The sequence below is a fragment of the uncultured Mucilaginibacter sp. genome (assembly GCF_903913935.1).
GTDB lineage: Bacteria > Bacteroidota > Bacteroidia > Sphingobacteriales > Sphingobacteriaceae > Mucilaginibacter.
The window spans coordinates 1-2,775 of sequence record NZ_CAIWNH010000380.1 but is presented as its reverse complement, the minus strand read 5'-3'; the positions used below and the strand labels follow the sequence as shown (position 1 = coordinate 2,775).

The 2,775-nt window shown below is 43.3% G+C and carries 1 protein-coding gene and 1 pseudogene; both read right to left on the bottom strand.

What is annotated here, in order from left to right:
- Positions 1-2,275, bottom strand: a 2,275-nt coding sequence (locus tag QZY09_RS15335) for a glycoside hydrolase family 2 TIM barrel-domain containing protein (RefSeq protein WP_295673773.1), incomplete at its 3' end; no start/stop codon positions are given.
- Between the two features lie 44 nt (positions 2,276-2,319).
- Positions 2,320-2,775: pseudogene (locus QZY09_RS15330) on the bottom strand (glycoside hydrolase family 2 protein); the annotation flags it as partial.

Sequence of the window (2,775 nt, the reverse complement as noted above, 5' to 3'; positions counted from 1 at the left end):
TTGAAACGCCTGCAATTGTACCGGGGCCTTCAATTTTAAAGTGCAGAAGGTTTGCTGCATTTGGTTGAAATACACCATCCTTATCTGTTATATTTACAATAACATAAGACAAGTCCTGTTCATTTGCTGCTATTTCTTTTCGATCGGCAGTTAATTGAATTTTAGCCGCATCACCGGAAGTTTGTAAAATGGTCGATTCAACTTCCTTATCATTATCTACCCCTACTGCTTTAAGCTGGCCTGGCAAATAAGGTACCGTAAATGTGGCTTTATATTCCTGTTCACCAGTCGTTGGCTTCTCGCCGATGAGTTTATCGTTGAGGTAAAGCCTTACCCTGGGGTACTTTGAATAAATTTCTACCTGGATGTCCTTTCCTAAAAAACCGGGCCAGTTCCAGCTTTCCCAGGTTGGCCAAACCGCCCACCAGGTTGTTTTAATTTCAAGGGGATCAGGAGCAGGTTCACGTACCGCCATGTAAAGTTTTTCGGTGCTATTATACAACATGCTTCTGTAATGTGAGATGGGTTTTCTCCATCCAGTTATATCTATATCGCCGCAATAAGCGCCATGCCATGGAAATAAGTCATGTTCCCAGTGTTCACCAGGCACATCCCCCGAATAGTACCAACGACCTATCCCTGATTCTCCGAGATAATCTACGGCTGTCCAAACAAAATCTCCGATAACGTAATTGTTGTTTTGCACCAACTTCCAATTGGAAAAGGCGTCCTTCGGGTAGGACTCTGTTTGAAAAATTATCCGCGAAGGAACCCTTTGATGGTCCGAAGGTGCACTCCACAAATGATAATTATAACCACCAACGTCATGCGCAGCCATCAGGGAATCAAGGGCCGCCCAATCCTTGCCGGCTTCTACAATAGCAGATGTAACAGGGCGGGTCGTATCTATTTCTTTTACAGCATTTGCTAGCATCCTGGCTGTTTTAACAGCTTCGGGGCTACCTCTTTCAACTATTTCATTGCCAATACTCCACATAATAATTGAAGGATGATTACGGTCGCGCAAAACCATCGCATCTAAATCACGTTTCCACCAACGATCAAAATACTGCGCGTAGTCATATTTCTTTTTCCCTGCCCGCCAGCAGTCAAATGATTCATCAACTACTAACAGGCCCAATCTGTCGCAAGCATTTAAAAACGCTTCGGATGGGGGATTATGAGAAGTTCTTACAGCGTTAAATCCGGCTTCCTTAAGCAACTCGACTTTACGTTCTTCAGCACGGTCAAAAGCAGCGGCGCCCAGGCAACCATTATCGTGGTGCATACAGCCACCATTAAGTTTAACAACTTTGGCATTCAGCTGGAAACCATTTTCCGGTGTAAATTTTATGGAACGTATGCCAAAATTGGTACTTGTTTCGTCAACAACGTTCTTATTTTGCAATAACTGTATCCGGGCATTATATAAATGGGGAATTTCCGGTGTCCATAGCAGTGGATCAGTCACCGTTATGGTTTGGGCGATTTCCTTCTCACTATTGGCGGCTAGTTCAATCTTTATTTGGCTATGCCCTCCATTTTTAGAATTCCCATCTGCTAAACGGGTGCTGATAAGAACACTTTGAGCCGAGCCTGTTTCGTTTTTTATTATTGTTTTAATTTGAACTGTTGCTTTTTTCGGGGAAACATCGGGAGTTGTAATTGAGACGCCCAAATCTGCTACGTGGACCGCGTTTGTAGTTATCATCCAAACATGGCGATAGATACCGGAACCACTGTACCACCTGCTGTTCAGTTGTTGGGAATTATCTACTCTTACCGCAATCACATTTTCGCTATTAAAATCCAGGTAGGGCGAAAGATCATAACTAAATGATGAATAACCATAGGGATAAGTTCCAAGCGATTTTCCGTTAATAAAAACTTCAGAATTCATATAAACCCCTTCAAAATAAATGGAAACTTTTTTGCATTTCCATTCACCCGGCGCTTTGAAAGACTTTCGGTACCAACCAACACCTGCCGGAAAATATCCCCCTTCGCCGCCAGTTGAGTTTCCAGGACTTATTTTCCCTTCAATACTCCAATCGTGTGGCAAATCAATGCTCCGCCAACTCATGTCGTTAAAATCCTTTGATTTTGCTAATGCTGTATCTCCCAGATAAAATTTCCAACTATAATCGAATAGCTGTTTTTGGTCAATTTTCCCGGGACTTTGAGCATGGCATACCATGTTGCCAGCCAAAAGCATGCAGGCTATAACTATTGTTTTTATGCGATATACTTTGTTGTTAATACGATGTTGTTTCATAATGATCTGTTTTTTTGACCAAGCGATATTTCAGTAGTTCAACTTTATTGAACTTTTAGGACAACCTCGTCTCCTTTGAGCGTTCCGGAAGTGGCTTTTAACCGAATTTCCCCAGCCTGTTTATTTGATTGCACCAGCACCAAACAATATCCGTTGAACGCCATCCGTTTGCTGGCTTTATCCGGTTCGTGGCTGCTGGGGTTACCATTGCCTGTACCAATTATTCTACCCGGTCCATCAATTGAAAATGTGACCAGGTTGTCGGCTACCGGGACAACCCTGCCATTTGAATCTTTGATGGCAACCCTAATTACCGCCACATCGCAACCATCGGCTTTAAGTACCTGCCAATCGCTCGTGAGTGCCACCTCTGCCGGGTTGGTTGTTGTTTCAACAATATCAGTTGTTACCAGCTTTCCGCCTTTGAAGCCCCTGGCTTCCAGCTTGCCAGGTTTGTAAATAAGCTTCCATATCAGTTTGGTATAAGGAATTGCTTGCTG